Annotated in this window: 3 protein-coding genes; all 3 read right to left on the bottom strand. The window is 38.0% G+C overall.

The window, feature by feature from the left end:
* Positions 1-198 precede the first annotated feature (198 nt).
* Positions 199-1,287, bottom strand: a complete 1,089-nt coding sequence (locus O9290_RS21475; RefSeq protein WP_288054857.1) for a roadblock/LC7 domain-containing protein — start codon at positions 1,285-1,287, stop codon at positions 199-201.
* A gap of 254 nt (positions 1,288-1,541) precedes the next feature.
* Positions 1,542-2,288, bottom strand: a complete 747-nt coding sequence (locus O9290_RS21470) for a TRAFAC clade GTPase domain-containing protein (protein WP_288054855.1) — start codon at positions 2,286-2,288, stop codon at positions 1,542-1,544.
* Positions 2,289-2,866: 578 nt separating this feature from the next.
* On the bottom strand, positions 2,867-3,208 hold the full coding sequence (locus O9290_RS21465; RefSeq protein WP_002767360.1) for a phage holin family protein: 342 nt from the start codon (positions 3,206-3,208) through the stop codon (positions 2,867-2,869).
* Between the last annotated feature and the right edge of the window lie 277 nt (positions 3,209-3,485).

Below are 3,485 nucleotides of genomic sequence, written 5' to 3'. Positions count from 1 at the left end.
CAATGGACGGGGGTTATAAGGGATGGAACCCTTATAGAGAAAGGCATTTAGCGATTTTTGTCAATTGTTTTTGCTCTAGAGCGAACTAATCAATTAAGTCTCTTGCCAGATAAGGATTTAGTCGATTTATGCCCCCCTATCAAACCATACCAAGTAACGAAGAACCCTGATTACTGATTACTGATTACTGATTACTGATTACTGAATTGGTCTGCCCCGGTAACGAATATCTGCATTGTTATTATCTTCGGTTTCGAGGACGATCTCGAATTCTTCTACAACGGAATCAAGGAGGGGATTAACTGTGGGATTTAAGAGAGGAGTTTCGGGGGTGGGGTTAGAGATAGCGAGAATTTTTGCTAATTTTGAGCGAGTTTTCTGGATTTCTCCCTCTAACAATCCCGTGATCGTTTTGCCAGTTTTCACTAAAAGAAAAGCTTGGTCACTGCAAGGGGTTAAGATCAGATGACCCTGGGGACTGCGAATAGCAATTTGTTCCAGATCAGACCAGCTTAATTCCTCTTTTGTGTTATTGGCAAGATAGAGCATTGTTCCGGCTAAGATTAAAGCACTATTGTGTTCCATGCCGATGGAATCAGTCAAAGGTTGACCCTGGGGAGAAACAAGCATGATCCCCTCAATAGCGAGCGGTTTTTCGGCTAATTCTTGCAGGATTTTGGCAATTTCTACCTTATAATTTGGTTCCCTAGGTAAGGTATTTTTAGAGTTATCATAGTTATTATCGGTGGGATGTGGTCGTTGTCGTTCTTTGGTTTCTTTCGAGGAGATAAACCATTGTAGAGGTTTTCCTTCCCGCAGTTGCCGTTGGCTAAACAGACGAATATCTTTAGAAAGTTTAATCCCTAATTCAAAGGCATTTGCCTGATAATTGTCAGCTAAAGTTAAGGGTTCAAGGGAGATTTTAGCCTCATCTCTGGCAATACGTTTTAGGGGACCTGCTTCTAGACAGGCAAGAATTTTAAATAGTTGTTTCGAGTCGAGTAGTTCCTGTAAATAATAACAATGAAAGTAAGGAATATCCCCACGACCAAATTCATCCTTCCCATCGTTAATTAACCAACCAAAGAGGGTGTTATGGGAGTCAATTTGATAGATATAGACTCCTTTAAATTTACTATCTGGAGGATTATAGGTGTCCCATAACTGAGAGACTATATGTTGATAAAAAAACTGTTGAATCCCTAGGGGGACATTGGCACTAGCGATATATTTAAATCCCAGTTGCGAGAAACTGCTATAAATCAGTTGTTCAACGAGCAAGGACATGATCTGTAACCTTTAAGCACTTTTGTGCGCTATTATAAATAATTTTCACACAATTGTGTCTTGTTTCTAGTTTTTGGGGAGATATTTGACGGCATTTCTCCTCAAGATGAACTGTCACCTAATTTGGTGCCGACTCCCCAAAACGAAAACTTCACACCTCACCGTTAAGATAACTGCTATAAGAAAGTCAGCAGATTTTTGAGAGATTTTTTGGCTAATCTTTCTGTAAATAGCTCGGATATAGTGCTGGTCGTTTAGGAAAAGTTTACCAGTTGTTGATCGATTTGAGACAATAACCAAGATAGGGAGTCTAAAGCTTGATTTGCTTGCAGCGTGCCTTGTTGGGAATCAATTAAAACTGTTGAGTAAAAAAAACGGTGATTAACTTTTTGCTCTCGCAGTTTTTGCTCTAATTCTTTGACTTTTAATTGTAGGTTTTGCCAGCATTTTTGGTCAGAGACAACTAGATCGCATTTGCTGATAATAATGCCTAAATTAAACCTATTTTTATTATAGTTAATTATCTCGATCAAGGTTTGAAAAATTTTCAGGTAATTGTTATGCTTGTCTGAATGATTTAATAAACTTGCTGCCTCTAAAAACAGTAAACAAGCATTAGCCTGTAAAGCCATATTGACAAAGGCTAAATTATAGATTTGACAACTTTCTCCCGGTATATCCCACCAGCGAATTGTCGCTATTTTATCCGAGCGATCACCGCTTTTTTTCTCTAAACTAAAATCAAAGTTACTGATTTTTAAAGTGGCGGGGGGATATTGACCTGTTCTAGCGACATAATTGAGAATTTTTTCAATATCTTCTTCGCTTTCTTCCTCTTGAGATCTGAAGACAATATTAGCCTGATTTCCCCAAGCTGCTGGATTTTTTAAACTCTGATAAGATGCCGCTAGGAAAACTGTTTTTCCTGCTCCTCTTTGACCGATACTGAGAACTGTATAAATTTGGTTTTCTTGGCTAAGATTTTCCTGATTATTAGTCATTTTAAAACCTCTAAATTGAATGAAAAAAACTTTTGCGACGATGATTGTGTCTCTCAAGCCAACACAGACGAGAAAAATTGACTTGAGATTAGTTAATCTCCTTAGCTCAACAATTCCATTCTGCACTTTTGTAGTTATGCTGTCTGGAAAGATGGTTAAAATGATTATATTTGTTTTGTCCCCTCGGATCATCCTGGTTAGCCAAATCTTCACAAAAAGTTACTATTCTAATAGTAATTGAACTTGCTCTCGGTGCTTGAGATGGAAATCTTGGGATTAAATTTTCCTGATTTTTAAGTAGGTAGGTGTTCAAAACTTTGAGATGTCCCCTTGTTAAAGATCGATTAAGGGTAGGGTTGATTCATGAATCAACCCTACGATGAATCAACCCTAGGATTAAGGGGGGATCGAACCCAAAACCCATCTTCAATTTAATTATAACCAGCTACTTAACGACAAAAGCCAGAGCAAATCAGTAGAGATTTCCTCATCTCCAAAAAATAGAGAGACATTGTTATAACAACGTCTCTAGATCAGAGTAAGCCAAGCTGTTTTAAACAACCGAATTATTGGTAACTTTATTCAACAAAAAAACCATTGAGAACTCCTGAAATGATCGAAACCACAATCGAACCGAATAGAGCGGCAAAAAACGATTTTACCTCAAAGCCACTGATAAAATAGGAGGCTAAAGAAAAGGAAATGGCATTGACCACAAAAATAAATAACCCTAGGGTTAAAATAGTTAAAGGCAGGGTAAAAAGAATCAACAGGGGTCTAATAATAGCATTAATTAAACCCAAAGCGACAGCAGCTATCAAAGCCACGGTAAAATCTTTAATTTCTATACCTGGTACTATTCGCGCTGTAATCAATAAAGAGACGGCGGTAATCAACCAACGGAGGAAAAAAGATAACATAAGCCCATCCATCTAAGATAGTTCATCCTCATCTATTTTAATCGCCATCGCCACTTAAAGAGACGGAAGTCTTCAGAAGATGACAACGAAAACTGACATTGACTGCTTCCGCTGCTCGAAAACCAGAGCGGGAACATAAGTAGCTGGTTATAATTAAATTAAAAATGGATTTTAGGTTCGATCCCCCCTGCCCCCCTTGATCTATCCATTAGTCACATCTTTCTTAACATAAAATTTGACAAAAAGAGAAAAGTGTGCCAGATGGCTCAAGGGGGTT

The sequence above is a fragment of the Microcystis sp. LE19-41.2A genome (assembly GCF_027530405.1).
GTDB lineage: Bacteria > Cyanobacteriota > Cyanobacteriia > Cyanobacteriales > Microcystaceae > Microcystis > Microcystis aeruginosa.
This window is presented reverse-complemented; position numbering and strand designations above follow the sequence as displayed.

Excerpts from the sequence above, each read along its gene's own strand:
- O9290_RS21470 (WP_288054855.1), bottom strand. The coding sequence starts at position 2,288 with ATGACTAATAATCAGGAAAATCTTAGCCAAGAAAACCAAATTTATACA.
- O9290_RS21475 (WP_288054857.1), bottom strand. The coding sequence starts at position 1,287 with ATGTCCTTGCTCGTTGAACAACTGATTTATAGCAGTTTCTCGCAACTG.
- O9290_RS21465 (WP_002767360.1), bottom strand. The coding sequence starts at position 3,208 with ATGTTATCTTTTTTCCTCCGTTGGTTGATTACCGCCGTCTCTTTATTG.